This window comes from Alphaproteobacteria bacterium (genome assembly GCA_041396705.1).
Lineage (GTDB): Bacteria > Pseudomonadota > Alphaproteobacteria > CALKHQ01 > CALKHQ01 > CALKHQ01.
Map to the genome: position 1 here is coordinate 119,703 of JAWKYB010000014.1, position 24,289 is coordinate 143,991.

At 70.9% G+C, this 24,289-nt stretch carries 23 protein-coding genes; 9 read left to right on the forward strand and 14 right to left on the reverse strand.

What is annotated here, in order from left to right; genetic code table 11:
* Positions 1-473: 473 nt before the first annotated feature.
* Positions 474-1,529 carry a recombinase RecA gene (gene recA / locus R3F55_19460; GenBank protein ID MEZ5669572.1) on the reverse strand — a complete coding sequence of 352 codons (1,056 nt, stop codon included), beginning with the start codon at positions 1,527-1,529 and terminating at the stop codon, positions 474-476.
* Between the two features lie 335 nt (positions 1,530-1,864).
* Between recA and R3F55_19465 the strand changes: the two genes are divergently transcribed.
* Positions 1,865-2,725: a hypothetical protein gene (locus R3F55_19465; protein ID MEZ5669573.1), complete on the forward strand. Its 861-nt coding sequence runs from the start codon at positions 1,865-1,867 to the stop codon at positions 2,723-2,725.
* A 9-nt stretch (positions 2,726-2,734) separates the two neighbouring features.
* On the opposite strand, the gene R3F55_19470 is transcribed toward R3F55_19465, so the two are convergent.
* The 4 genes from R3F55_19470 to R3F55_19485 all read right to left on the reverse strand — a co-directional run bounded on the left by R3F55_19470 (position 2,735) and on the right by R3F55_19485 (position 8,368).
* Positions 2,735-3,622 (reverse strand): carbohydrate ABC transporter permease, encoded by an 888-nt coding sequence (locus R3F55_19470; protein ID MEZ5669574.1) that lies wholly within the window; start codon positions 3,620-3,622, stop codon positions 2,735-2,737.
* Positions 3,615-4,898 (reverse strand): MFS transporter, encoded by a 1,284-nt coding sequence (locus tag R3F55_19475; protein MEZ5669575.1) that lies wholly within the window; start codon positions 4,896-4,898, stop codon positions 3,615-3,617. Before R3F55_19475 ends, R3F55_19470 begins: the two co-directional genes overlap by 8 nt.
* Positions 4,899-4,990: 92 nt before the next feature.
* Positions 4,991-6,619: a GNAT family N-acetyltransferase gene (locus tag R3F55_19480; protein MEZ5669576.1), complete on the reverse strand. Its 1,629-nt coding sequence runs from the start codon at positions 6,617-6,619 to the stop codon at positions 4,991-4,993.
* A gap of 111 nt (positions 6,620-6,730) precedes the next feature.
* Positions 6,731-8,368, reverse strand: coding sequence for a GNAT family N-acetyltransferase (locus R3F55_19485; GenBank protein MEZ5669577.1), 1,638 nt, complete (start codon positions 8,366-8,368; stop codon positions 6,731-6,733).
* A gap of 193 nt (positions 8,369-8,561) precedes the next feature.
* Here R3F55_19485 and R3F55_19490 point away from each other — a divergent pair, with 193 nt between their 5' ends.
* The 3 genes from R3F55_19490 (at position 8,562) to R3F55_19500 (ending at position 10,325) form a co-directional block, all read left to right on the forward strand.
* Entirely contained in the window at positions 8,562-9,194 is a 633-nt protein-coding gene (locus R3F55_19490; protein MEZ5669578.1) for a glutathione S-transferase N-terminal domain-containing protein, read from the forward strand.
* 18 nt (positions 9,195-9,212) lie between these two features.
* Positions 9,213-9,521, forward strand: coding sequence for a DUF1272 domain-containing protein (locus R3F55_19495; GenBank protein ID MEZ5669579.1), 309 nt, complete (start codon positions 9,213-9,215; stop codon positions 9,519-9,521).
* Positions 9,522-9,662: 141 nt separating this feature from the next.
* Positions 9,663-10,325 (forward strand): hypothetical protein, encoded by a 663-nt coding sequence (locus R3F55_19500; protein ID MEZ5669580.1) that lies wholly within the window; start codon positions 9,663-9,665, stop codon positions 10,323-10,325.
* A gap of 69 nt (positions 10,326-10,394) precedes the next feature.
* Here R3F55_19500 and clpS read toward each other — a convergent pair whose 3' ends face one another.
* The 8 genes from clpS to R3F55_19540 form a co-directional block, all read right to left on the reverse strand.
* The gene (gene clpS, locus R3F55_19505; GenBank protein ID MEZ5669581.1) at positions 10,395-10,700 is read right to left on the reverse strand and encodes an ATP-dependent Clp protease adapter ClpS; all 306 of its coding nucleotides are present in this window, start codon (positions 10,698-10,700) and stop codon (positions 10,395-10,397) included.
* 92 nt (positions 10,701-10,792) lie between these two features.
* Positions 10,793-13,276: a response regulator gene (locus tag R3F55_19510; GenBank protein ID MEZ5669582.1), complete on the reverse strand. Its 2,484-nt coding sequence runs from the start codon at positions 13,274-13,276 to the stop codon at positions 10,793-10,795.
* 22 nt (positions 13,277-13,298) lie between these two features.
* A complete protein-coding gene (gene flhB, locus R3F55_19515; protein MEZ5669583.1) occupies positions 13,299-14,372 on the reverse strand; it encodes a flagellar biosynthesis protein FlhB in 1,074 nt (357 codons plus the stop codon).
* Positions 14,373-14,383: 11 nt separating this feature from the next.
* Complete coding sequence (gene fliR, locus R3F55_19520; protein ID MEZ5669584.1) at positions 14,384-15,148, reverse strand: flagellar biosynthetic protein FliR; 765 nt, start codon at positions 15,146-15,148, stop codon at positions 14,384-14,386.
* A gap of 31 nt (positions 15,149-15,179) precedes the next feature.
* On the reverse strand, positions 15,180-15,446 hold the full coding sequence (fliQ, locus tag R3F55_19525; GenBank protein ID MEZ5669585.1) for a flagellar biosynthesis protein FliQ: 267 nt from the start codon (positions 15,444-15,446) through the stop codon (positions 15,180-15,182).
* A 42-nt stretch (positions 15,447-15,488) separates the two neighbouring features.
* Positions 15,489-15,815: a flagellar hook-basal body complex protein FliE gene (fliE, locus tag R3F55_19530; GenBank protein MEZ5669586.1), complete on the reverse strand. Its 327-nt coding sequence runs from the start codon at positions 15,813-15,815 to the stop codon at positions 15,489-15,491.
* Between the two features lie 30 nt (positions 15,816-15,845).
* Positions 15,846-16,256: a flagellar basal body rod protein FlgC gene (gene flgC, locus R3F55_19535; GenBank protein MEZ5669587.1), complete on the reverse strand. Its 411-nt coding sequence runs from the start codon at positions 16,254-16,256 to the stop codon at positions 15,846-15,848.
* 59 nt (positions 16,257-16,315) lie between these two features.
* On the reverse strand, positions 16,316-16,678 hold the full coding sequence (locus tag R3F55_19540; GenBank protein MEZ5669588.1) for a flagellar basal body protein: 363 nt from the start codon (positions 16,676-16,678) through the stop codon (positions 16,316-16,318).
* Positions 16,679-16,804: 126 nt separating this feature from the next.
* Here R3F55_19540 and csrA point away from each other — a divergent pair, with 126 nt between their 5' ends.
* The 5 genes from csrA (at position 16,805) to fliP (ending at position 19,194) form a co-directional block, all read left to right on the forward strand.
* The gene (gene csrA / locus R3F55_19545; protein MEZ5669589.1) at positions 16,805-17,116 is read left to right on the forward strand and encodes a carbon storage regulator CsrA; all 312 of its coding nucleotides are present in this window, start codon (positions 16,805-16,807) and stop codon (positions 17,114-17,116) included.
* Between the two features lie 126 nt (positions 17,117-17,242).
* Positions 17,243-17,602 carry an EscU/YscU/HrcU family type III secretion system export apparatus switch protein gene (locus R3F55_19550; GenBank protein ID MEZ5669590.1) on the forward strand — a complete coding sequence of 120 codons (360 nt, stop codon included), beginning with the start codon at positions 17,243-17,245 and terminating at the stop codon, positions 17,600-17,602.
* A complete protein-coding gene (locus R3F55_19555) occupies positions 17,599-17,922 on the forward strand; it encodes a hypothetical protein (protein ID MEZ5669591.1) in 324 nt (107 codons plus the stop codon). Before R3F55_19550 ends, R3F55_19555 begins: the two co-directional genes overlap by 4 nt.
* Before the next feature lie 67 nt (positions 17,923-17,989).
* Complete coding sequence (locus R3F55_19560) at positions 17,990-18,445, forward strand: flagellar biosynthetic protein FliO (protein ID MEZ5669592.1); 456 nt, start codon at positions 17,990-17,992, stop codon at positions 18,443-18,445.
* Positions 18,442-19,194: a flagellar type III secretion system pore protein FliP gene (fliP, locus tag R3F55_19565; protein ID MEZ5669593.1), complete on the forward strand. Its 753-nt coding sequence runs from the start codon at positions 18,442-18,444 to the stop codon at positions 19,192-19,194. The genes R3F55_19560 and fliP overlap by 4 nt, the downstream gene beginning before the upstream one ends.
* Positions 19,195-19,458: 264 nt before the next feature.
* On the opposite strand, the gene R3F55_19570 is transcribed toward fliP, so the two are convergent.
* Positions 19,459-24,024 carry a hypothetical protein gene (locus R3F55_19570; protein ID MEZ5669594.1) on the reverse strand — a complete coding sequence of 1,522 codons (4,566 nt, stop codon included), beginning with the start codon at positions 24,022-24,024 and terminating at the stop codon, positions 19,459-19,461.
* Positions 24,025-24,289: the final 265 nt, after the last annotated feature.

Sequence of the window (24,289 nt, forward strand, 5' to 3'; positions counted from 1 at the left end):
CGCCCCGGTGGCGGCGAGCAGGATATGTAGCGTCGTTCGGCAGGCACGCCAAGCCGGGCCGAGTCGCCGGACGCGGTCGGCCGCCGGACGCTGGCGTAAACCGACGCGCAAGCCGACGCCCTGGCCGGCCCCGGTCGGTCGCCCCGGCGCCGCCCGCCATGCCGTCCGGGCACGCGGCACGGCACCCCGGTTCGTCGAGGCGTTCGCCCCGTTCATGCAGGGACCGATGCACCGCGTCCGGTCGCCGCGGCCGTGCCCGGGTCGACCCGCGGCGCAACCTCACGACGGCGCAGCCACCGGCACCGTCGGGCCCGGTATCGCCATGCTCCGCTTGCGGCACGTCCCGGCACAGGAAAAGACCGGTATCGCGACAAGGGGCGCCGCTGCATGCGATCGGGCCCGCGCCGCTTCGGCCGGGCCCGATGCATCGATCCGCAGGCGGAGGCCGGCGCGGCGCGCGCCGCACCCGGCCGTCAGTCGTCGGCGAACAGGCCGTCGGCGCCGGGAGCGTCGTCCTCGCCGCCGCCGGTCATCATGTCCTCGGCAATGATGCCGGCGTGCTGGCGCACCGCCCGCTCGATCGCGTCGGCGACGTCCGGGTTGTCGCGCAGGAACTGCTTGGCGTTCTCGCGGCCCTGGCCGATGCGCTCGCCATTGGCGGAGAACCAGGCGCCCGACTTCTCGACCACGCCGGCCTTGACGCCGAGGTCGAGCAGCTCGCCGGTCTTGGAGATGCCCTCGCCATACATGATGTCGAACTCGACCACCTTGAACGGCGGCGCGACCTTGTTCTTCACCACCTTGACCCGGGTCTGGTTGCCGACGACCTCGTCCTTGTCCTTGATCGCGCCGATGCGGCGGATGTCGAGCCGGACCGAGGCGTAGAACTTCAGCGCGTTGCCGCCCGAGGTGGTCTCCGGGTTGCCGAACATCACGCCGATCTTCAGCCGGATCTGGTTGATGAAGATGACCATGCAGTTGGAGCGCGCGATCGAGCCGGTCAGCTTGCGCAGCGCCTGGCTCATCAGCCGCGCCTGCATGCCGGGCTGCACGTCGCCCATCTCGCCCTCGAGCTCGGCCCGCGGCACCAGGGCCGCGACCGAGTCCACCACCAGCACGTCGATCGCGCCGGAGCGCACCAGCGTGTCGGCGATCTCCAGCGCCTGCTCGCCGGCGTCGGGCTGCGAGATCAGCAGGTCGTCGAGATCGACGCCGAGCTTGCGGGCATAGGACGGGTCGAGCGCGTGTTCGGCGTCGATGAAGGCGCAGGTGCCGCCCTTCTTCTGCGCCTCGGCGATCACGTGCAGCGCCAGCGTGGTCTTGCCGGAGCTCTCCGGCCCGTAGATCTCGATCACCCGGCCGCGCGGCAGGCCGCCGATGCCGAGCGCGATGTCGAGGCCGAGCGAGCCGGTCGAGACCACGTCGATCTCGACCACGCCTTCCTTGGAGCCGAGCCGCATCACCGAGCCCTTGCCGAAGGCCCGGTCGATCTGCGTCAGCGCCGCCTCCAGCGCCTTCTGCTTGTCCATGCCGCCCTGTTCCACCACTCGCAGATGAGTCTGAGTCGCCACGTCGTCCCTCCTTGTCGCACAGGCCGTCATGCCACGCAATGTGGGCACTATACGCGTTTTGTTCCTGAACACAAGCGGAACATGGAGCAAGACAGGCGTGTCGAAGCGGAACATAATGCGATAGTCCGCGCCGGATGTCGCCGTCGCGGCAGGATATTGTGGCAACAGGATAGCCCATTGCGTGCCGCCGCCGGCCCGCCGAGCCCGCACGGGGCGCCGGCGGCCATCCTTAACGCTGCGTTGAGGCCGAGGTGGTAGCCGTGGTTGCGACCGACGCTGCAGCGGGACGCACGATGGCGCAGATCTCGAGCCTGGACGACCACGTACCGGCGCGGCGCGAACGCCCCGCGCGTCCGGCCAACCGGCTGCTGTGGGCGGCGCCGTTCCTGCTGGCCGGCGGCATCGGCGCCGCGCTGGTCGGCGGCGTGCCGGACTGGCTGGCCGGTTCCGACGAGGCGGCGCCCGCCCCGACGCTGCTGCGTGGCGGCGCGGCGGGCGAGCCGGCACCCCCCGCCGGCCCCGCGGCGGTCGGATCCATGGCGACCGACGCCGTACCGCAACACGCCGACCCCGTCGATGCCGCGGCGGACGCCGACGCGGAAGCGCTCGACCGCATTCGCGCGATCCTGGCTGCGGTGGACGCGAAGGGCGGGCCGGTGCGCATCGACGTGCCGCCGGCCGACGGCGCCATGCCGGGCGTCGATCCGGGCGTCGCCGTGGTGCGCGGCCGCGCCGACGGGCCCGCCGCCGCCCCGGCGGAGACCGCGGACCCCGGCACCGGCGCGGAACCGGTCGCGGTCGCCGGCGTCCATTTCGTGCTGTGCCGGCTGTCGCCGCATGCCGACTGCGTCGTCGGCGGCGACAGCTTCCGGCTGAACGGCGACACCATCCGCATCGCCGACATCGACGCGCCGGAGGCCGACGAGCCCGGCTGCCTGGACGAGGCGGCGGCAGCGACGCGCGCGACCTACCGGCTGCAGGCGCTGCTGAACGCCGGCGGCTTCCTGCTGTCGCCGGCCGAGGGACCCGACCGCGACGACCACGGCCGCGCGCTCCGGCTGGTCAGCCGCGACGGCCGCTCGCTGGGTGCGATGCTGGTCGCGGAAGACCTCGCCCGCGCCTGGGACGCGCCGGCGGTCGCCTGGTGCCGCTGACCCGCGCCGTCAGCCGGCGCGCAGGGTGCCGAAGGTCACCCCGCGCAACAGCTGGCCCTGCAGCACGTAGGTGACGGCGACCACCGGGATCAGGAACAGCGTCACCACCGCCGCCATCATGCCGTAGTCGGCGCTGCCCGACGGACCCATGAAGATGACCATCGCCGCCGGCACGGTGCGGCTGTCGCCGTCGGTCAGCAGCATGGCGTAGAGCAGCTCGTTCCAGGTCAGCACCAGCGCGAACACGGCGGTGGCGGCGAGCCCGCCGCGCACGTTGGGCAGGACGATGCGGAAGAACACCGCCGCCTCCGCGCTGCCGTCGAGCCGGGCCGCATCCGCGATGTCGCGCGGCAGCTCGTCGAAGAAGCTCTTCATCATCCAGATGGTGAAGGCCAGGTTGAACGCTACATAGACCGCGACGATGGCACCGTAGCTGCCGATCACCCCGGCCAGGCCGGCCAGCAGGAACAGCGGCATCGCCAGCACGATCGGCGGCAGCATCCGCGTCGCCAGGATCGCGATCAGCAGCCCGCCGCTGCCGCGCGGCGGAAAGCGGGAGAAGCCGTAGGCCGCCGGCGTGCCGATCAGCAGCGCGGCGGCGACCGCGGCGCCGACGATGGCGAAGGAGTTGACGAAGTACCAGTAGAACTCGGTGTCGCGGATCGAGGCACCGACCATCGCCGGTTGCACGAAGATGCGGGTGAAATTGTCCAGGGTCGGCCGGAACCAGACCAGGTCGAGCAGGAACGCGCCGAAGCCGTCGGCCTCGGCCAGCACCTGGTTGCGGGTCTTGAAGGCATAGCCGACGATGGCGACCAGCGGCAGGCAGTAGGCCGCGGTGACGAGGCCGGCCAGCGCCGTGCGGCCCCAGCCGGCGTGGCCGACCGGCCTAGGCATCGGCCTTGGCGCCTTCCTCCGCCGGCGGCAGCACGTCGATGGCGGCGACGGTCTGGCCGACGATGGCGGCTTCGCGGAACTCGGTCTTCTCCTCCGGCGACGGCGCCGCCCGGCGCGGCAGGCGATAGAGCGCGAAGCCGGCCAGCCCGACGTAGACCGCCGCGGTGTAGGCGAACAGCGCCGGCGGCCCGAACGCCGCAATCGCCGCCGAAGCCGCCAGCGGGCCGGTCACCGCACCGATCGACCAGATCAGCAGCAGGCCGCCGGCGACCTGCACGAACTCCTCGCGCGGGACGACGTCGTTCACGTGCGCCACCGCGATGGCATAGAGCGAGAAGGCGAACAGGCCGAGCGCGAAACCGGCCGGCAGCATCAGGTCGGGCAAGGCGATCGCGGTCGTTGCCACGCCGACGCCGGCCAGCGCGCCGCAGACGGCGCCGCCGATGATGACCAGACGGCGGTCGACGCGGTCGGACAGCCAGCCCAGCGGGAACTGGCCGATCGCCCCGCCGAGAACCGAGGCGCTCATGAACAGCGCAGCATAGTCCGCCGCCGCCTTGCCCGCGTCCGCCGTGTCGGCCGCCACGGGCGCCAGCGCCTCGGCGAACACCGGGCCGTATGCCCAGAAGGCACCGTTGGTGAGCCCGACCGCGAAGCAGCCGACCACGCCGACCGGCGACGTGCGCAGCAGCCGGCCGAGGTCGAGCCGCGCCGCCGGCATCGGCGCCGGCGCATCCGACCGGGTCAGCGCCACCGGAACCGCGGCGAGCGAGACCAGGATCGAGGCGATCAGGTAGAGGGCGATGGTGCCGCCGCGGTCGAGCAGCAGCAGCAGCTGGCCCGCCGTGATCATGGTCAGGTTGATCACGACATAGACCGAAAAGACCACCCCGCGGGTTTCGTTGCTGGCCTTGTCGTTCAGCCAGCTCTCGATGACCATGTAGAGCACCGCGAAGCACATGCCGGTGCCTGCGCGCAGCAGCCACCAGGTCAGCGGCAGCACCAGCAGCGCGTGGGCCAGCGCGATGCACGAGGCGATCGAGACCATCGCCGCGAAGGTGCGGATGTGGCCGGCGCGGGCCACCACCCGCGGCCCGAACAGGCAACCGGCGAGAAAGCCCAGGAAGTAGGACGACCCCAGGATGCCGAGCGCCAGCGAATCGAATCCGGCCGCCTGACCGCGCAGCGGCAGCAGCGTCGTCTGCAGGCCGTTGCCGACCAGCAGCAGGGCGACGCTGGACAGCAGGGCCGCGACCGGGACCAGGGCTCGGAGCATGCGGCGTTTCCTCGCGGCCAGCCTTGGCCCGAACGCCGGCGCGGCGCAAGCCCGCGCATCTCAGGCACCGGCGCGGCGCAAGCCCGCGCGTCTCAGCCGCCGGCGCGCGCGAACGCCTGCATCGCCTCGTCGAAGCGGCCCAGCGCCTTCAGCGCGTTGCCGCGGTTGCGGTGGGCGGCGGGATCGTCCGGATCGATGGCGGCCGCGCGTTCGAAGGCCTTCAGCGCCGGCGCGTGCCGCCCGAGCGCGCTCAGCGCAATTCCCCAGTGGGTGTGGACCGCCGCGATCTCCGGCGCCAGCCGCGCGGCCAGCTTCAGCTCGCGCTCGGCGTCCTTGAAGCGGCGCTGCTGCAGCGCCAGCAGGCCCAGCATGTCGCGGGCATCGAAGCTGTTCGGCTGGGTCTTCAGTACGGCGGCGAGGACGCGGCCCGCTTCCGCAGGCTTGCCCTCGCGGGCGAGTGCGCGCGCCCGGCCGATCTCCGCCAGCCGCGCCGGGTCGCCGGCCGTGCCCGACCGCTGCAGCAGGTCGCGCGCGCCGGCGTGGTCCGGATCGACTTCCAGGATCTGGCGGCAGGCGCTGGCGCTGAGCGCGGCCTGCCCGGCCTTGTGCATGGTCTCGGCATGGCCGAACACCACCGGCACCGCGCGCGGCTCCAGCCGGTCGCGCAGGTTGCGGCGGCTGGCGGTGACGATCATCTGGCAGTCGAGCACCCGCTCGTCCGGGTCGAACATGTACTTGTAGCCATGGTTGCCGAGCTGCAGGTCGTAGGTGGCGAGCCCGCGCTCCATCGCCATGCGCAGGCAATGCAGGTGCAGCACCAGGCCGGGCGACGGGTTGCCGGGCCGCATGTCGCGGGCGGAGACCAGCCCGACCAGGCTGCGGTTCTTCGCGTCGACCAGCCAGCCGTCCGCCGCCACCGGCGTGTCGCCGCGCCACGCCAGGCTGAGGCCGGCAATGCCGGCGGCGAAGCAGGCACGCAGCATGACCCGGTGGTTGTCGGCCTCGGCGTCCAGTTGCGGCTTCGGCTTGACCGGCGCCCACCGCGCCTCCCACAGCCGCATCAGGATGGCCAGGTCGCGCTCGAAGCTGTCGGCGTCGGCATCGGTGATGCGCAGGAGGCCCTGCTCCACCCCGCGCAGCGCGGCGCGGACGTTGCGGCGCACCTTCGGCTTCAGCCGCGTCATCAGATAGTCTTCGAAGTCGGCGGGTACCCGCACGATCGGATAGACCGAGTAGTCGGTGTCCTCGCCGGCCATGCTGCGGTGGAAATGCAGCCGCTCGAACTCGGGCACCGGGAAGCGGTCGGTGAACAGCGCGACCCGGCGCGGCGCGTTGGCGATGGTGTCGAGATAGAGCTCGGCCCAGTTCAGCCCCGCGACCGCCTCGGCGAAAGCCGGCACCGCTTGCGTCTCGAAGCGCGGGTCGCAGAGGATGCCGGTGTAGCCGGCGAAGGGCGTGCCGCCCATGCGGATGGTGTTGTAGAACCCGCCCTGGTCGCGCATTTCCGACCACAGCTGCAGCGGCAGAAAGGCGACGCGCGGCGCATCCGGTGCCGGCCGGGCCGCCAGCACCAGCCATTGGCGCGTCTGTATCGCCAGCCAGTTGGCCATCCAGGTCCAGGACAGGAACACCTGCGCCTCGGGGTCGGCGTCGTAGACGGCGTTCCAGTCGCGCTCGCACGCGGTCAGCCGGTCGGTCGTATCGATGACCTCGATCTGCATCGCGCTGCCGCTCTCCCCCGGGACTCCTTGCGAGCATAGGGATCGACGCAGGCCTCGCAACCCGTTGCGGCAAGACCGCTCGCCTTGCAAGCGGCACAGCGGTGCGGCCGGTCAGCCGGTTCTGCGCAGACCCGGCGCCGTGCCGCCGTTCGCGCGCAGCATCCGCAACGCGCCCGCGCGGTTGCTGTGGGCATCGGCGAGATCGGGCTTGAGGGCGATGGCGCGATCGAAGCTGGCCAGCGCCTCGGCGGCACGGCCGAGGCCGACCTGGGCCTGGCCGAGCTGGTTGTGGACAATCGCGGACTGCGGGCCGAGCCGCGCGGCATGGGCGAGTTCCCGCTCGGCGGTCTTGAACTGGCGCCGCTGCAGCGCCGCCAGGCCCAACATGTGCCGCGCCTGGAAATTCTCCGGCTCCAGCCGCAGTACCGCGTTGAGCACCCGCGTCGCTTCGACCAGGTCGCCGGCCCGCGCCAGCTGGCGGGCCAGTTCGAGCCGGCTCGCCACGGCGGACGACGGCGCGGTCGCGTGCTGCGCCGCCGCGGCCACTGCCTGCAGGCCCTGCTTGGCGTCGCGCGATTGCGGCTCGATCCGCAGGATCTGGCGATAGTTGGTCTCCGCTTCGTGCAGCCGGCCCGCCGCGCACAGGCTCTGGGTGTGACGCAGCGCCGCCGGCAGGCAGCGCGGGTCCAGCTCGCGGTCCAGGGAGGTCTCAACCCGCCAGCGAACCGCCTTCTGGAACACCCGCGCGTTTTCCGCCCCGAATGAGTATTTGAAGCTGTGGTTGCCCTGCAGCAGGTCGCAGACCGCGTAGCCCCGCTCGATCGCGTGGCGGATCGCCAGGGCGTAAAGGACCAGTCCGGGCGAGGGGTTGCCGAACGATTCGTCGCGGCTGAAGATCTTGAACAGCATCGCCTTCTTGGCGTCGTCGAGCAGGTTCGCCAGCGCGCCCAGCGGCCGGTCCCCCTGCCACATCATCGTCATGTACAGCGTTCCGGCACCGCAGCAGCGGCGGAACATCTCGACATGGCGCTCGACATAGGACCGGTTCGCGGCCGAGCCCCAGCGCAGGTTCCAGAAGCGGAACATGATCTCGAGGTCCCGCTCCAGCGTGTCGGCATCGGTCACGGTCACGCGCAGATCGTCGGACTCGTCCACCTGCCGCAGGAACCGGCGCACCTTGCGGCGGGTTTCCTTGCTGAGCCTGTCTTCCAGGTAGCTTTCCCAGTCGCCCGGCAGCGCGATGCGCGGGAACAGGCTGTGGTCCGTGCCGTCCGCATAGACGACCTCGAAGTCGCGCTGTGCGAAATCGGCCTGCGGGAAGGCATCGACGATGGCGCGCATCCGGCGCTCGGACGCATGGAACGCGCCGAACACGATTTCGCGCCAGCGAATGGTCCGCAGGGTGGCGGCGAAGGCCGCCGCCGCCGCGCGTTCATGCTCAGGCCGGCACAGCATGCCGGTGTAGTCCGCGACCGGCAGACCGGCCATGGCGACGACCGTGAACAGGCCGCCGCCCTTGGCGCCGATGGTCTGCAGGCGCAGCGGCAGGAAGGCGCAATAGCGCCCCTGCGGATCGTCGTCGGTACGGGCGGCGAGCACGATGCCATCCTGGACAACGCCGCCCAGCCAGTTCGACATCCACGTCCACGACAGGAAATACTGGGCCTCGGGATCGGCTTCGTAGACGGCAGTCCAGTCGCGCTGCAGGGCCGCGAGACCATCGGCGCTGTCGATAACGTCCACGTGCATCTGGCTACCCCGCCGCCGCCACCGTCGCCCATGACAGCTACGATGCCGCCCAAGCGGCCGCAATCGGCCAAAGGTGTGAGAGCCGGCCGGGTTCGCAGCGCAAAAGGAGTAGTGCGGGCCTGCGCCGCCCGCGCGGACGATTTCCCGACGGCGGCAGATGCGTTAAATCAGACCGAGAACCGGGAGCCGGACCATGCTGAAACTGTTCTATGCACCGCGGACCTGCGCACTTGCCTCGCACATCGCGTTGGAGGAGGCCGGCGCCGACTACGAGACGGTGGCGCTGGACTTCGCCCGTGGCGAGCAGCGCGAGCCCGACTATCTGGCGGTCAACCCCAAGGGCCGGGTGCCGGCGCTGGCCACCGACCGCGGCATCCTGACCGAGACGCCGGCGATCCTCGCCTATGTCGCGCAGAGCTTCCCGGCGGCCCGATTGGCCCCGCTCGACGACCCGTTCGCCTTCGCCCGCGTGCAGGCCTTCAACGCCTATCTGTGCGCCACCGTCCATGTCGCCCACGCCCACAAGCGCCGGGCCGGCCGCTGGGCGGACGAACCGGTGGCACAGGCGGCGATGGGCCGCAAGGTGACGGAGAACATGGCCGCCTGCTTCGCGCTGATCGAGCGGGAGATGTTCGCCGGCCCGTGGGTGATGGGCGCGGACTACACGATCTGCGACCCCTACCTGTTCACCATCGCCGGCTGGCTGGACGGCGACGGCGTCGACATCGCCACCCTGCCCGCCATCGCCGACCACCATGCCCGGATGCAGCAGCGGCCGGCGGTGGGGCGGACGCTGGCGATGCAGGCGGCGCCGGCCGCGGCCTGAGCGGGTAAGGAGCGCGCGATGCTGGAGCTCCGGCCGAACTGCGAATGGTGCGACAAGGACCTGCCGCCAGACGCCGCCGATGCGATGATCTGCAGCTACGAGTGCACCTTCTGCGCCGACTGCGTGGCGACCCACCTCGCCAACGTCTGCCCGAACTGCGGCGGCGGGTTCGTGCCGCGGCCGATCCGCCCGGCCGGCGAATGGCGGCCCGGCGTCTCGCTGGCGAAGAAGCCGCCGTCGGACCGGCGGCGAAGTCTGGCTTACGGACCCGACGACCTCGCCGCCCACATCACCCGTATCAGGGACATTCCGCCCGGCGCGCGCTGAGCCGGGTCGACACGAGCGCTCCCGCCGCTGAGAATGGGGCATCGACCCCATGGGATCCGATGCGGCGGCGAGCGATCTTCCTTGCCATGGAACGGCCCCGACCACCCGACGGCCGCCACGCAAGCGAAGGAGACCCCTGTCATGAAGATGCTGGCCACGAAGAAGCTGATCGCCGCCGCCGCTCTCGCCGCGACGACCGCAACGGTCTTGCCGACCGCACCGGCCACGGCCCAGGGCAACTACGGCGTCTATCTCACCGGCGTGCAGGTGGTGCAGATGCGCACCAACGCCGACGACCCGTACATCATCGCCTACATGGTCGACCAGAACGGCAACGTTTCGCAGCCGGTCTTCATCCCCGGCCAGAACGAGCCGTGGCGGAATGTCCGCGTCGGCGACGTGTTCCGCCTCGACCAGCGGGTCTGGTACGGGCCGGAGCAGACCGTGCAGCTGCAGGCCCACGTCTACCAGTACGAAACGGGGCTGCGCGACTTCGTCGCCGGCTTCACCAGCGTGACCACCAAGATCGCCGGTGCGCTGGTCGCGGTCGGCACCGGCGGCCTGGGTGCGGCAGGCGGCGTCGCAGTCGGACTCGCCGGCGAGGCCGCAGCCCAGGCGGTGCGCGACACGGCCGGCGACTCGATCCCGCTGGGCGAGGCGAACGTGACGCTGGAACTGGCGCGTGCCGGGTCGCTGGCCGACGGGCCGACCAACGAGCATCTCGGCATCTACTACGACTTCTACACCGAGCATAACTGGAACGGCGCGGTGTACGGCCTGTTCTGGGAGGTGCGGCGCCAATAGCGCACCGCCGGCGCCCGGGACCGGCCGGCCCGCAGTCGAGATCGGGCCGGCCGCCATACTTGCGGCCGGCTATTCCTCCGGCTCGGTGGTGAAGGTCAGCGGGTGGCCGGCCTCGCGGCCGGCGTCGGTCGCCTCGGTCGCCTTGGTCTCCGCCACCTCGCGCGTGTAGACCGCGACCACGCTGGCACCCAGGCGATGCGCGGTCATCATCACGCGATAGGCCTGGTCCTCGCTCATCCGGAACACGGCCTTCAGCACCGCGACCACGAATTCGCGCGGCGTGTAGTCGTCATTGAGCAGGATCACCTTGTGCAGGCGCGGCCGCTGCGTTTTCGGCAGCACCCTGGTGCGCGATCTGGTGTCGATGTCGCCCATGGCCCAGTACCGTCGGGCGACCTGTCGCGGCCGCCCCGCACAGCAACTCTGGGCCAACTGCCGGAATTCGTCCAGGGCCGCGCGCGGCGGCGTCAGCCGTTCAGCACTTCCTTCACCATCGAGGCGAGATCCTCGAGGTTGAACGGCTTGGCCAGGAAGTGGATCTCGGTGTCGTCGGCCAACCGCTCGCGGATGGCGTCCTCGGCATAGCCGGAGATGCAGATCACCTTGATGTCCGGAATGCGTTCGCGGACGTGGCGGATCAGGGTCGGGCCGTCCATCTCAGGCATCATCACGTCGGTGATCATCAGGTCGATGGTGTCGGCGTTCTCGTCGAGCAGGTCCAGTGCCTGCTCGCCGCCGTTGGCCGCCAGCACCTCGTAGCCCTTGTTCTTCAGCGCACGGGTCGAGAACAGCCGCACCGCGTCCTCGTCCTCGACCAGCAGCACCCGGCCGGCGCCGGTCAGGTCGCGCGCCACCCGCGGGCCTTCCTTGGCCGGCTGCGCCGTGCCCTCGGCCGGGATGTGGCGCGGCAAGTAGACCGAGAAGGTCGAGCCCTGGCCCAGCACCGAATCGGCGAAGATGAAGCCGCCGGTCTGCTTGACGATGCCGTAGCAGGTGGACAGGCCGAGCCCGGTGCCCTCGCCCAGCTCCTTGGTGGTGAAGAACGGCTCCCAGATCCGGTCGATGATCTCCTTCGGGATGCCGACGCCGGTGTCGGTCACCTTGATGCAGACGTAGTCGCCCGTCGGCATCGCCTCGTGCACCCGGTCGTCCTCGCCGGCGACCGACAGGTTCGAGGTCTGGATCGTCAGCATGCCCTGGCCGGACATGGCGTCGCGCGCATTGACCGACAGGTTGATGATCACGTGCTGCAGCTGACTTTCGTCCACCTTCACCGGCCACAGGTCGCGGGCGTAGATCATCTTCAGCTCGATGCCCTCGCCGAGCAGCCGGCGCAGCATGTGGCCGAGCTCGGCGACCGTGTCGGTCAGGCTGACCACGCGCGGCGTCAGCGTCTGCTTGCGCGAGAAGGCGAGCAGCTGGCGGACCAGGTTGGCGGCGCGATTGGCGTTCTGCAGGATCTGGTCGACGTCCTCGTACGACTGGTCGCCCGGCACCATCCGCGCCAGCAGCAGGTCGCAGAAGCCGATCATCGCGGTCAGCAGGTTGTTGAAGTCGTGCGCGACGCCGCCGGCGAGCTGGCCGACCGCCTGCATCTTCTGCGCCTGGGTGAACTGCTGCTCGAGCTGGCGCTGGGTGGTGATGTCGACCACCGTCGCCAGGATGCTGTCGACCGCGCCGTCGGCATCGGTCATCGGCGTGAACACGATCGAGACGATCACGGTCTGCTTGGCGCGCCAGGCGACGTCGATCGCGTCCTGCGCCTGGCGGCTGCCGACCGCGGCGCCGAGCTGCGCCTCCACCACCTCGCGGGCGTCGTCGGCGACGAAATCGACCAGCGCACGGCCGCGCAGCTTGCGCTCGGCGCCGGTGTCGGCGTCGGCCGGCAGGGCGATGCGGCCGAAGGCCGGGTTGGCGTAGGTGACGGTGCCGCGGGTATCCAGGAGCGCGATGCCGACCGGCGCCCGCTGGACCGCGTCGCTGAACCGGCCGCTGGTCTCCGCGGCCAGCGGCCCCTGCCCGCCGCGGGCGGCGCGCGGGATCAGTGCGCCGACGCTGCCGGCCGACGGCTCGCCGTCGCGCAGCGGCGCCTCGTAGAAGGCCGCGCCGCGGCGCGCACCGTCGTGGCCGCGCAGTTCGACGACGGCCGGCTGGGCCGGATCCGGCGCCGCCACGACCTCCTTGGCGAGATCGGCCCAGCGCAGGCGTCCGGCGGCAGCGGCGTCGCCATCGACGGCGGCGATCTGCGCCAGCTGGGCGTTGCCGTAGCGCAGCATGCCGCCGGCGTCGAGATGGCAGACACCAACCGGCAGCCGGTCGAGGATGGCGCGGTAGTGCGCCACCTCGGCCTCGGCGCGCAGGATCGCGGCGCGGTCCTCCGACACGTCGTCGAAGGTCCATTCGATGCGGCTGTCGCTCTCGCCCTGACGCGCCCGCACCCGGAACGCGCGTTCGCGATCGCCGCTGCGTATCTGGATCACCGCAGAAGCGTTGCGGCCGGATGCGCGGGCGAGCAGATCCGCGACCGTCTGCCGGGTCGCCGCCTCGTCCACCGCCTGCCCGGCCAGATCGTCGATCCGGTTGGCCGCGCTGCGCGCGAAGGTGCGCCAGAAGGCCTGGTTGGCCGCGATCAGGTTGCCGCCGCCGTCGGTCACCGCGGCCGGCGCCCCGGCCGCGACCGCGGGGACCGGTTCGGCCGCGCCTGCGTTGCGGGCGGCGACCTGGCGGATCGCAAGGACGCAGACCACCCCGACCGCGGCGGCGATTGCGGCGGCGGCGAACACGCCGACCGAACCCGCCTGGGCGATCCACGCGACCAGCACGGCCGCGCCGAAGCCGATCAGCGCGGAACCGGCGACGACGGAGCGGGCGATCGCGCCCGCATCCTTCGCCCGGCTGCCGCCGCCGGCCAGATCGCCGCGGAGGAACGAATTCTCGACCGTGCTGCTCATCGCCTCCCGATCGTAACGCAGTCTAGCGTTTCGGCGCAGCCTTGCCGCGGATGCGCCAGATATAGCTGATCACCTCGGCCACCGCGCGATAATGCGTCTCCGGAATCTCGGCGTCGATATCGACGCTGGCATGCAGCGCCCGCGCCAGCGGCGGATTCTCCACCAGCGGCACATCGTTCTCCTCCGCGACCTCGCGGATGCGCCGGGCCAGCGCGTCGACGCCCTTGGCGACCAGCCGCGGCGCGGACATCTTGTCCGGATCGTACTTCAGGGCAACGGCGTAGTGGGTCGGGTTGGTGATGACCACGTCGGCCTCGGGCACCGCCGCCATCATGCGCTGGCGCGCGCGCTCGCGCCGGATCGCCCGGATCCGGCCCTTCACCTCGGCGTCGCCCTCGGACGACTTCGATTCGTCCTTCACCTCCTGCTTGGTCATGCGCAACCCATGGAGGTGCTTGTAGCGCTGGTAAGCCCAATCGGCCGCTGCAACCACGACCATTACGCCGGTGACCGTGGCAACGACCAGCAGCGTCACATCGTAGATGCGCTCAGGCAGCGCCTCGGTCGGCAGCGAAACCAGCGTCTCGATGCCCGACAGTTCGGGTACGACGACGGCGAAGACGATGCCGCCGACGACGCCGAACTTGACCAGGCTCTTGACGAACTCGACCAGGGATGTGGACGAGAATATCCGCTTGAAGCCCTTGCCGGGCGACAGCCGCGTGAGATCGGGCCGCAGCGGCTCGGCCGTGAACAGGAAACCGTGCTGGACGAAGCTGGAGAACAGCGCCAGCACGCAGAGCAGCGCGAACGGCAGGAACAGGACTGCGGCGACCTGCATCGTGATGCGCACCAGCACGCGGACCAGGCCGCCGGATTCCAGCGCGATCTGGTGGGGCTGTTCGATGAACACGGTCAGCGCGCGCTGCAGGTCGCCCATCATCGAGGGCATCAGCAGCATCACCACCAGCGTGATGCCGGCGAGCGCGAACAGGTTCTGCAGTTCGCGCGACTTGACGACCTGGCCCTTGTCGCGGGCGTCCGACAGGCGTTTGCTTGTCGGGTCTTCTGTCTTTTCGGCATCCGAATCGGCCATCGCGGCACGCCCTACGGCAGCACGAACAGGCCGGCGGTCTGGGCGTCGAACGTCTGGAAGAACCAGAGCATCGCGCCTGCGATCGCCAGTGCCAGCACGATCAGCGAAAGACCGATCTGCAGCGGGATCATCAGGAAGAACACCTGCAGCTGCGGCATCAGCCGCGCCAGCAGGCCGACGGCGACGTTCAGCGCCATGTTCAGCAGGATGAACGGGGCCGCCAGCTGCATGGCCAGGCCGAAGGCGCGGGCGACCATGTGGGCGAAGGTGTCGGCCATGGCACCCGCGTCGGGAATGCCGCCGGCCGGGAACAGCCCGTAGCTGTCGACCAGGCCGGAGATGAAGGCGTGGTGCAGGTTGGTGATGAACAGCATCGCCATGCCGCACATCGACAGAATCGCGCCGCTGATCGCGTTCTGCTGGTTCGACGACGGGTCGAACAGCATCGCCGCCGACAGCCCGCTCTGGAACGCGATGATCGTGCCTGCCGTCGACAGCGCGCTGAACAGGGTCCGCGCCAGCAGCCCGATGAACACGCCGACCAGCACCTCGGCGAACAGGAACAGCACCAGGCCGGGAATGTCGGCCGGCAGCGCCGGCACCGCCGCCGCCACGACTGGCGTCGCCACCATGCTGATCGACAGCGCCAGCATCAGGCGCGCGCGCACCGAGACGAAGCTCTCGCCGATCCCGGGCAGGAACACCATCGCGGCGCCGAAGCGCGTGAACACCGCGAAGAAGGTGAACAGCTGCGTGTCGACCCAGTCGGTCAGCATGGCATCGTCACGGTCGCCAACGCGCCCGCCTTCAGGACATGGTCGAGATGCGGTCGGTGATACGGACCATGAAGCCGTCCATCGTCGCCAGCATGAACGGCAGCAGCAGCAGCAGGGACACGAACACGATCAGGATCTTCGGCACGAAGGTCAGCGTCATTTCCTGGATCTGGGTCAGCGTCTGGATCAGCGACACCGTGATGCCGACCGCCAGCGCGATCAGCATCAACGGACCCGCGACCATGACCATGGTCCAGATCGCGTCGCGCATGACCTCGAGAATGTCCTGTTCAACCACGTCGCATCTCCGCCGGGCCCGTGTCCGATCGCCGCGAAGCGGTCAGATCGGCATCCTCAGCACTTCCTGATAGGCCTGCAGCACCTTGTCGCGCACCGAGACCACCGTCTGCAGCATCACCTCGGCGTTGGTCACCGCGGACACCACGTCGGCGATGTCGGCCTCGCCGGTGATCGCCTGCATGGTCATCGTCTCGGCATGGCGGCTGGAATCGATCGCCGACTGCAGGCCGTCGCCGACCATCTCCGCGAAGCTCGGACCGTTCGTCTTGGTGGCGGCGCCGGCCGCCTGCTCGCCGGCGCGCTCGATGCCGAGGTCGCGCAGGGTCGCGTCATAGGCCTTGATCGCCGAAGCGAAATCCACGCTCATGGCTTGCTATCCCCTCTCGATCCGTCGGGCCTAGTTGCGCAGCAGCTCGATGGTGCGGCGCAGCATCGTCTTCGCCGCCTCGACCACGTTCATGTTGGCCTCGTAGCTGCGCTGGGCCTCGCGCATGTCCATCATCTCGACCAGCGTGTTGACGTTGGGGATCTTCACGTAGCCGTTCTCGTCGGCCGCCGGGTGCTGGGGGTCGAAACGCAGGGCGAACTCGCTGCGGTCCGGCACGACCCGGTCGACCTCCACCTTGCTGGCGCCGGTCGCCTCGTCGAGCACGCTGCGGAAGGTGACCATCCGCCGCCGGTACGGGTCCAGGCCCGGGCTGTCGGCGAGCGAGTCCCGGTTGGCGATGTTCTCGGCGATGACGCGCAGCCGCCGCCCCTGGGCCTGCATGCCCGAGGACGAGACTTCCATTGCTGTGAACAGGTCCATGGTCGCTGTCTCCAAGTGCCCCCGCGCCGGCGACGGCCGGCCGCGTCGGGGCTGTTGCCCTAGCGCGCGCCGCCGAGCGCGAGCTTGAACAGGCGGATATGCTTGCTGTAGAGACCGCTGATCAGCTGATAGCGGGTCGAGGTGTCGGCCACCTTCATCATCTGCTCGTCGAGCACGACCGAGTTGCCCGACAGGGTGATCTCGTAGGCCTGCTCGGACTGCTCGACCTGCAATTCGCCCCCGCCGTCGGCGCTGCGCAGGTTCTGCAGCATCTGCTGGAAGTCGGGCCGCGCGAGATCACGGGCCCGGTAGCCCGGCGTGTCGGCGTTGGCGACGTTCTCCGCCAGCACCGACATGCGCTCGCTCGTCCATTGCATGTCCTCGCGCATCAGGGCGAATAGAGGCAGACGATCGAGGTTCATTGTTTTGCGGCTCACCAAGGCAGGCCGACGATCGGCCCGCATTTGGCGCAAAGTTTCGGCAACCTTGTTAAGAAAGGGTGTACGGCGCTACACTGCCGCAAAAATCGGGTCGCCAACCATTCGCGTGTGCAGGAGCGCCAGTTGTTATACCTGACCCGGAAGATCGGGGAGTCGATCGTCATCAACGATGACATCGAGGTGACCGTGGTTGCGATCCGCGGGAAGTCGGTCAAGCTCGGCTTCACCTTCCCGGAAGGCGCGAGCGTGCTGCGCCGCGAATTGTTCGAACGCATCCAGGACGAGAAGGCCCAGGCCAGCGCCGCCGGCCAGCCGGTGGAGACCGTGCGCCTGCCCGGTCACCACGAGACGGTCGGCGACGGGATCGGCGGCGGCGAGGCGGAGCCGCGCAAGGTGTCGGCGGCGCGCTCGGGCGGCTGACGGCGCGAGCGTTAACGCGCGGCCGGTTTGCAGGGGCGGCCGCTTAATCAAGTTTTAAGCTTAATCCTTGATGAACGGTGGTGACGGGGCGCCGACGGGGCGCTCGCAACCGAGGCGTTCATCCGCATGGCCGCACTTCCGCACCCTGCGAACGACACCGCAGCCGCCGGCAAACCAGCCCTGGCGGACCGCAAGGCGGTCGCCCTCGGCTACCGGCCTGCCGAGCACGACGCGCCGGTGGTCCGCGCCAAGGGCCAGGGCCACATCGCCGACCAGATCATCCGCACCGCAGAGGCGCACGGCATTCCCGTGCGCGAGGACAGCGACCTCGCCGAACTGCTGTCGTTCGTCGATCCGGGCACCGCGATCCCGGTGGAGGCCTTCGTCGCGGTCGCCGAGATCCTTTCCTACCTCTACCGCCTCAACGGCATGCCGGCCGGACTGGCGGACCGGGCGAACAGCGCCACGACAGGAGACCAACCATGACCGCAACGGCAGCCGCGCTCGAAGCCGGACTGGACGAGGTGAGCAGCTTCATAGTCGATGTCCGCAGCCGCCTGATCGAAGGCGAACTGGTCGACCTGACCGGCATCGACGGCAAGGTGATCGGCCTGTGCGCCAACATCGCCGAGCTGCCGGCCGGCGAGCGCGCCGGGTTCCAGAGCCAGCTGGCGATCCTGCTGCGCGACCTGAAGCAGATCTCGAACTTCCTGATCGAGCAGTCCGCCGCGATCGGCGAGGCGATGGAGGGCGAGCAGGCGGAAGCCGCCGCACAACCCACGCCCGCTGCCGGGAACGAGGGCTGAGGCACGCGCTTCGGCGCGACCCGCAGCAGCCCAAGCCACCGAAGACACCCCCCCGGACCGCTCGCAGATGGCCCTCGACGACTACCTCCGCTTCGTTCTGGCGCTTGCCTTCGTGCTCGGCCTCATCGCCGTATGCGCATGGCTGTTCCGGCGCTATGCCCGCGGCGGCGGGATGCCGCGGCGCACGACGGGCGGCCGCCGGCGCCTGGCCGTGGTCGAGGCCATCGCCCTGGACACGCGGCGCAAGCTGGTGCTGGTGCGGCGCGACGACCGCGAGCACCTGATCATCATCGGCCAGCAGAGCGAGACGGTGGTCGAGACCGGCATCGCGCTGGACCGCGACGCCGCCGAGCCGGCCCCGGAACCGCGCGGCACCGGCCGCCGGCGCGGCGAGGCCGCCCACATGGACGGCGACGGCATCGTCCGGTCCGCCATCCAGCCGCCGGCATCGCCCGACGGCGACGGCCGGCCCGCCACGTCGTTCCTGCGCCTGGTGCGCCAGTCGAGCCGCGAGCCGTCATGACCGCTTTCGCCTCGCTCGCCCGCCTGACAGCGACCGTGCTGCTCGGGGTCGCGGTGCTGGTTGCGCTCGGCATCCTGCCGGCCGCCGCCCAGGACCTGACGCTCGACCTGGGCGACGGGGCGACCTCGACCGGTCGCATCATCCAGATCATTGCCCTGATCACGGTGCTGACGCTGGCGCCGTCGATCCTGGTCATGGTGACGTCGTTCACCCGTATCGTGGTGGTGCTGTCGTTCCTGCGCACCGCCATGGGCACCCAGTCGGCGCCGCCGAACACGGTGATTGTCAGCCTGGCCCTGTTCCTGACCGGCTTCGTCATGGCCCCGACCTTGCAGGAGGTCTACGACGTCGGCCTGCGCCCGCTGATGGACGGGCTGATCACCGAGGAGGTCGCCTTCGACCGCGCGATCGTGCCGGTGCGCGCGTTCATGCTGGCCCATGTGCGGCCGGAGGACCTGGACCTGTTCGTCGGCATGGCCGGGGTCGAGGTCGAGACGGCGGAGCAAGCGCCGCTCAGCACGCTGATCCCCGCCTTCATGATTTCCGAGCTGCGCCGCGCGTTCGAGATCGGCTTCCTGATCTTCCTGCCGTTCCTGGTCATCGACATGGTCGTCGCCTCGGTGCTGATGTCCATGGGCATGATGATGCTGCCGCCGATCATGATCGCGCTGCCGTTCAAGCTGATCTTCTTCGTGCTGGTCGACGGCTGGTATCTGATCGCCGGCAGCCTGGTCGAAAGCTTCGGCTGACCGCAGCGACGCCCGCATCGCGGCCGCGCCGCGCGCGACGCGCCCACCACACCCGATCCCTAGACCGAATCCCACTGGCGGACGCAGCCGTGCCGGGCTGGGCCGATGCGGCTGTCGCAGGGCCCTGTTGCCGGGCCACGCCAAGAGTGGCCGCCCGGTTCGCGCCGGTCGCGGCCGCGCCGCCTCGGGAACGCATGCGGGACGGCAGACCGGGCGAGCGCCCGGCCCGGCTGCATGTTCGGTACTGCGCGAAGAAAGTGGCGGTCAGCCCCTGGCCACCGGCCCGGACGCGTCAGCGCCGCCCTCGACCGATTGCGACGCGTCGCCGGCCGCCGGGTCCTCCGGCGTCGCGGCGCCCTCGCCGGCAGGATCCTCGGTGGCCATCAGGTCGGCCTGTACCCGCTCGCGATAGCCGGCAAGAAAATCCTGGAACAGGTTGATGCTCGGTCCGATGCGGCCGAGGTCGGCCACCGAATCGATCGGGCCGATGTCGTCGGCGACCAGCAGGCGGAACATCGCGCCATAGTCCGTCTGCGCCATTGCATCGGCGTAGCGCTGGCGCAGGTAGCGCAGCCCGTTGTCGTCGCCGGAATAGGTCAACGCCATCGCCCAGTTCATCAGCTGCTCGGTCTGGAACGGGTCCAGTGCGCCGTCGAAGGCCGCATAGGCGGGCGCCATCCCGGCGGCGCCCTCCATCGCGGTCGACGGATCCGCCGCTTGCGCATCCAGCGCGGCCGCCTCATCGGCCGACGGCAGCATCGGCATCGCCGCGCCGTCGGTCGCCTCGGCCAGCGCCGCGGGGTCTTCCGCCATCGCGGTGCCGTCGTCGGCGGTCATATCTGTGTCGCCTGCGGCATCCGCCGCTTCGGTCGGCGGCGGCACGAAGGCCGCAGGCGGCGTTGCCGCCGGCGGCCAGCGGAAGGCATCGCCCTCGACCAGCCGGCCGAACGCGCCGGCGGCACCGGCCCAGTCCTCCATCCGCCAGAACACCTCGGCGCGCAGCATGTCGGCCTGCCGGCTGTCGAGCGGCGCAAGCTCCTCGATCGCGTCGGCATAGCGTTCGAGCGCGAGGTCGGCGCTGGCGCGCAGCAGGCGCCGTTCCGCCAGCAGGTCCTGGCCCAGGTTGCGGGCACGGGTGTTCAGCAGCACCTCGTCCGCCTGGTCAGGCTGGTCGTCGGCCAGGTACAGCACCGCAAGATCGCGGCCGAGCTCGGCCCGGGCGCTGCCCGACAGATCCGGGCGCAGCAGCGTGCGCAGCACCTCCGCCGCGTCCGAACGCAGGTCGACGGAAGCCAGCCGGCCGGCCAGACGCCGCAGCATCGCGTCGCCGGCCTCGTCCTCCGGTGCCAGCTGCTTGAACTCGCTGTACAGCGCGATCGCGGTCACCGGCGAGATATTGGCGGGCGGCTGCGGTCCGAACAGCGAGGCGAACACCTCGGCCATCCGACGCTCGATCGCCCCGCGCTCCGGCGTGTCGACGAACACGGAGCGGGCGTGCTGCAACGTGCGCAGGCCGCTGCGATAATCGCCCGCGTCGAAATGATACTCGGCCAGCTGGCGCAGCAGCCCGAGCTCGAACGCGCCACCGCGCAGGTCATAGCGGATGGCGTCCAGCTTCGCAGCGGCATCGGCGGCGGAGATCAGGCCGGCGTCGTAGTTGGCGACCGTGCGGTCGAATTCGGCCCGCGCGGCCGGTCCGTCCAGCTCGGTCTCCACGACGTCGTCCCATTCGTGTTCCGCCGCCTCGTGATCGCCCGACCGCCACAGCGCCTGCGCCCGGCGCAGCGCGATCTCCGCCGCAGCCGTCGGCTCCAGCCCGAAGAACGGCAGTTCGTCGAGAGCGGCCATCGCCCGGTCCAGGTTGCCGTTCGCCAGCGCCGTATCGACCGAAGCCAGTGCCAACGGAACGGCGAGGTCGTTGTCGTACCAGTCCGGCGCCGTTGCCGTGCTGTCGTACAGCGCCTCGGCCTGCTCGTGGCGGCCTGCCGCCGCCAGCGCTGCCGCCAGCCAGTATTGCGCCTCGGCCGACGGCACCAGCCGCGGGTCGGACAGGTCGCCGATCGCGTCCTCCGCGTCGTCGTTCATCAGCGCCGTCGCGCCGCGCAGCGCCAGCAGCGACGGGTCGTCCTCGAAGATCTGCGGCGTGTCGGTCGCGATCAGCCGCAGCACGCCGGCGGCGTCGCGAAACTGGCCGTGGCCGAACAGGAAACGGGCGAAGCGGGCGCGGGCATCGGCGCGGTCGGCGTCGTTGTGCGCGTTCGCCGCCGCGGTCTGCAGTGTGCGGCTGACCTCGGCAAAGCGGCCATCGTGCTCCATCCGCCACGCATCCGGCTCGAACAGGCGGAAATCGCCGATCGCACCGCCGCGCGGGACCGACACCGGCGCGCCGTGGCCGTCGTCGTGCGCGCCGCCGTCGGTGTCGTGGGCGTCCGCCGTCACGGTACCGTGCCCGTCGGGCGCGGCATTGCCGTGGGCGTCGGCTTCGGCATCCCCATGGGCCTCGGCCTGGACATCCGCATGGGCCTCGGCCTCCGTCTGCGGCGCGCCGTGGTGGTCCGCACCCGCCGCGTCGGCGTGGGCCTCCGGCACGGCATCGTGGCCGGCCTCTTCGTCGGCCGCCAGGTGAGCGTCGGCAGCCGCCGGCGTATCGTGCCCGGCTGCGGCGTGTTCGTCCGGCGCGCCATGGTCGTCGGCGGCGGCATGGTCGCTTGGCGACGGCGCCTGGCGCGCATCGAGCCAGGCCTGGTCGTCCGACAGCGTCAGGCCGCCGGAAGCCACCACCTCGACCCTGCCGTCGTGGGTGCGCACCACCACATCGTCGCTGAGCCGGTCGAACACCAGGCCCTGCGCCGACGGCAACGCGCTGAACTGGATGTAGTTCGACCCCTGTTGCAGCCCCTCGCCGGCCAGGGCCGTCGGCACCAGCACGAAGCTGTCGCCGATGTCGGGATCGGCAATGCTCAGCGGTGCCCCGGGGTCGCTGGCCGGATAGGCGATCGCCGCGCCGAGCACCGGATCCTCGAACCGCTGCGGCGCAACGTCGCTCGCGGTCTCGGACCGGCGCGGCCGCAACTGCACGAACCAGGTATCGCCCGCGGCCGAAACCCGCGGCTCGACCGCCTCGTCGACCTGCAGGCTGAATACCAGCGCGTCCTCGGTCGGCAGCAGGATCGGGTCGCGATAGACCGGACCCGCCTCCGTCTCGATCACGCCGAAGTCGAAGTCGGCGGCCGGCCGGTCGAACGCGACCCAGATGCGGTCGCCGCGCTTCGCCACGGCGGCCCGCACCGGCTGCGACCAGCGCATGCGCATCAGCGCGTCGCTGTCGCCGCCGATGACGACGATCTCCACCGTCGCCGGCCCGCTCTCCGCCTCGACCGCCATGCCTGCGACGGTCTCCTCATGCACACCCGCCGCATCGTGCGATGCCTCGGCCGCGGCATCGGCGACCTCCTCGTCGGGCAATGCCGGGCCTTCATGCACCGCGGCCGCGGCGGCCGCCGTCTCGGCGTCGCCGCCATCGTGAGCGTCGCCGCCGTCGTGAGCGTCGGCGCCGTCGTGCGTCGGCACCGCGCTGCGCGTGGTCTCGTTTGCCGGACCCGGCGCCTCGTGTGCCTGGTCGGCGCTGGCGACCTGGGTGTGCGCCGCGTCCGGTTCCGTCGCATGCCCGTCGCCGGTCGCCGTGTCCGGATGCTCCGGCTCGCCAGCTTCGTGGTGATCGGCGCCCGCCGGTTCCTCGGCCGCCGGATGCGCCGCGGCCACTGCATCGTGGTCGGGCTGCTCCTCCGGCAGGGCCGGTTCGGCGGCGGCGTGGTCCTGCGGCACGTCACCTTCGTCGGCGGTCGCTGCGGGCACGGCAGCGGCCTCAGCCTCGTGGACGGCCTCGGCCGCCGGGTCCCGGTCGGCGCGGAGCTGCGGCGGCAGGGCCGGCACCGCCGGCGGCTCGGCGACGGCGACCGTCACCGGCTCCGGCGTGGCGTCCGCCGGTTCGCCTGCCGCGGGGCCGGCCATGGCGACCGGCGTGTTGCTGTTCGGGTCGCGGTAGATGTCCACGACGGTCTTGCTGTAGTTGTAGAAGTCGCGGACGTTCACGCCGGCCGGCGCGGCGATGGTGACCTGCAACCCGCTCTCGCCCTGTTCCACGTCGATCAGTTGCAGCCGCGATGGCAGGCGGGCCCGCAGACGCTCAACGTCGATGCGCGCGGCGGCACCGAAGCGGATCGTGATCAGGCCGCCGTCGTTCGCCACCTCATAGGGCACGCGCTCCGGCCAGTCGAAGACGATCCGATCATAGGTGTCGTGCAGGCCGTAGCGGACCGAAAGCACGCCGTCGACCATGACCGGGGCCGGCGGCAGCGGCGCCGGCTCAGAGGCCTCGGCGACGGCGACCGCGGTCTGGGGCGGCTGGCCGGCGGCCGGCTCGAGCTCGGGTGCGGGAGGGGAAGCGGAAGACGGCGCTTGCGCGGCTGCGGGGGGCGCCGCTGGCGGCACGGCCGGTTCGGCCGTCGCGACGGCGGCAGGCGGGACCGCGGCGGGCCGGGCCCCCGCGACCGGCAGCATCTCGACCACCACCTTGTCGTCCTCGGCATAGGCCGAGACGTGCTGCGGCACCGCCAGCGTCATCACGACGCTCTGGCCGTTGTTGGCGATCCGCATGTCGGTCACCTGGCCCGCCAGGGTGCCGAGCACCTGGTCGAAGGTCGCCGCCAGCGGCCGATCGAAGCTGATGGTCAGCCGGGTGGCACTGACCGTGGTGACGAAATCCACCGGCGACGGCCAGTCGAAGACCAGTCGCGCACCGTCTTCGGTCACGGTGGCGCTGGTCTGCACCGCCTCGTCCGCCGATGCGGGAAGGGCGGACGCGGCGGCCAGAGCCAGCAGCAGTCCGGCCGGGGCGCCCGCTTTGCGCGCGACCCTGGCGCGGGATGTTCCGGAAGATGGCGCCGTCCGTCGATTCATCTCAGCCTCGCGCGGTCTGGTCCGCCAGAAGGCACCGGGGCGCGACGCATCAGCGGCCGCGGCGCCATGAGTTCTTCATGGCGATCATACCCCGTCTTGCCGCGATCTGATTGATGAATCGTTAGCAGGGAATGAG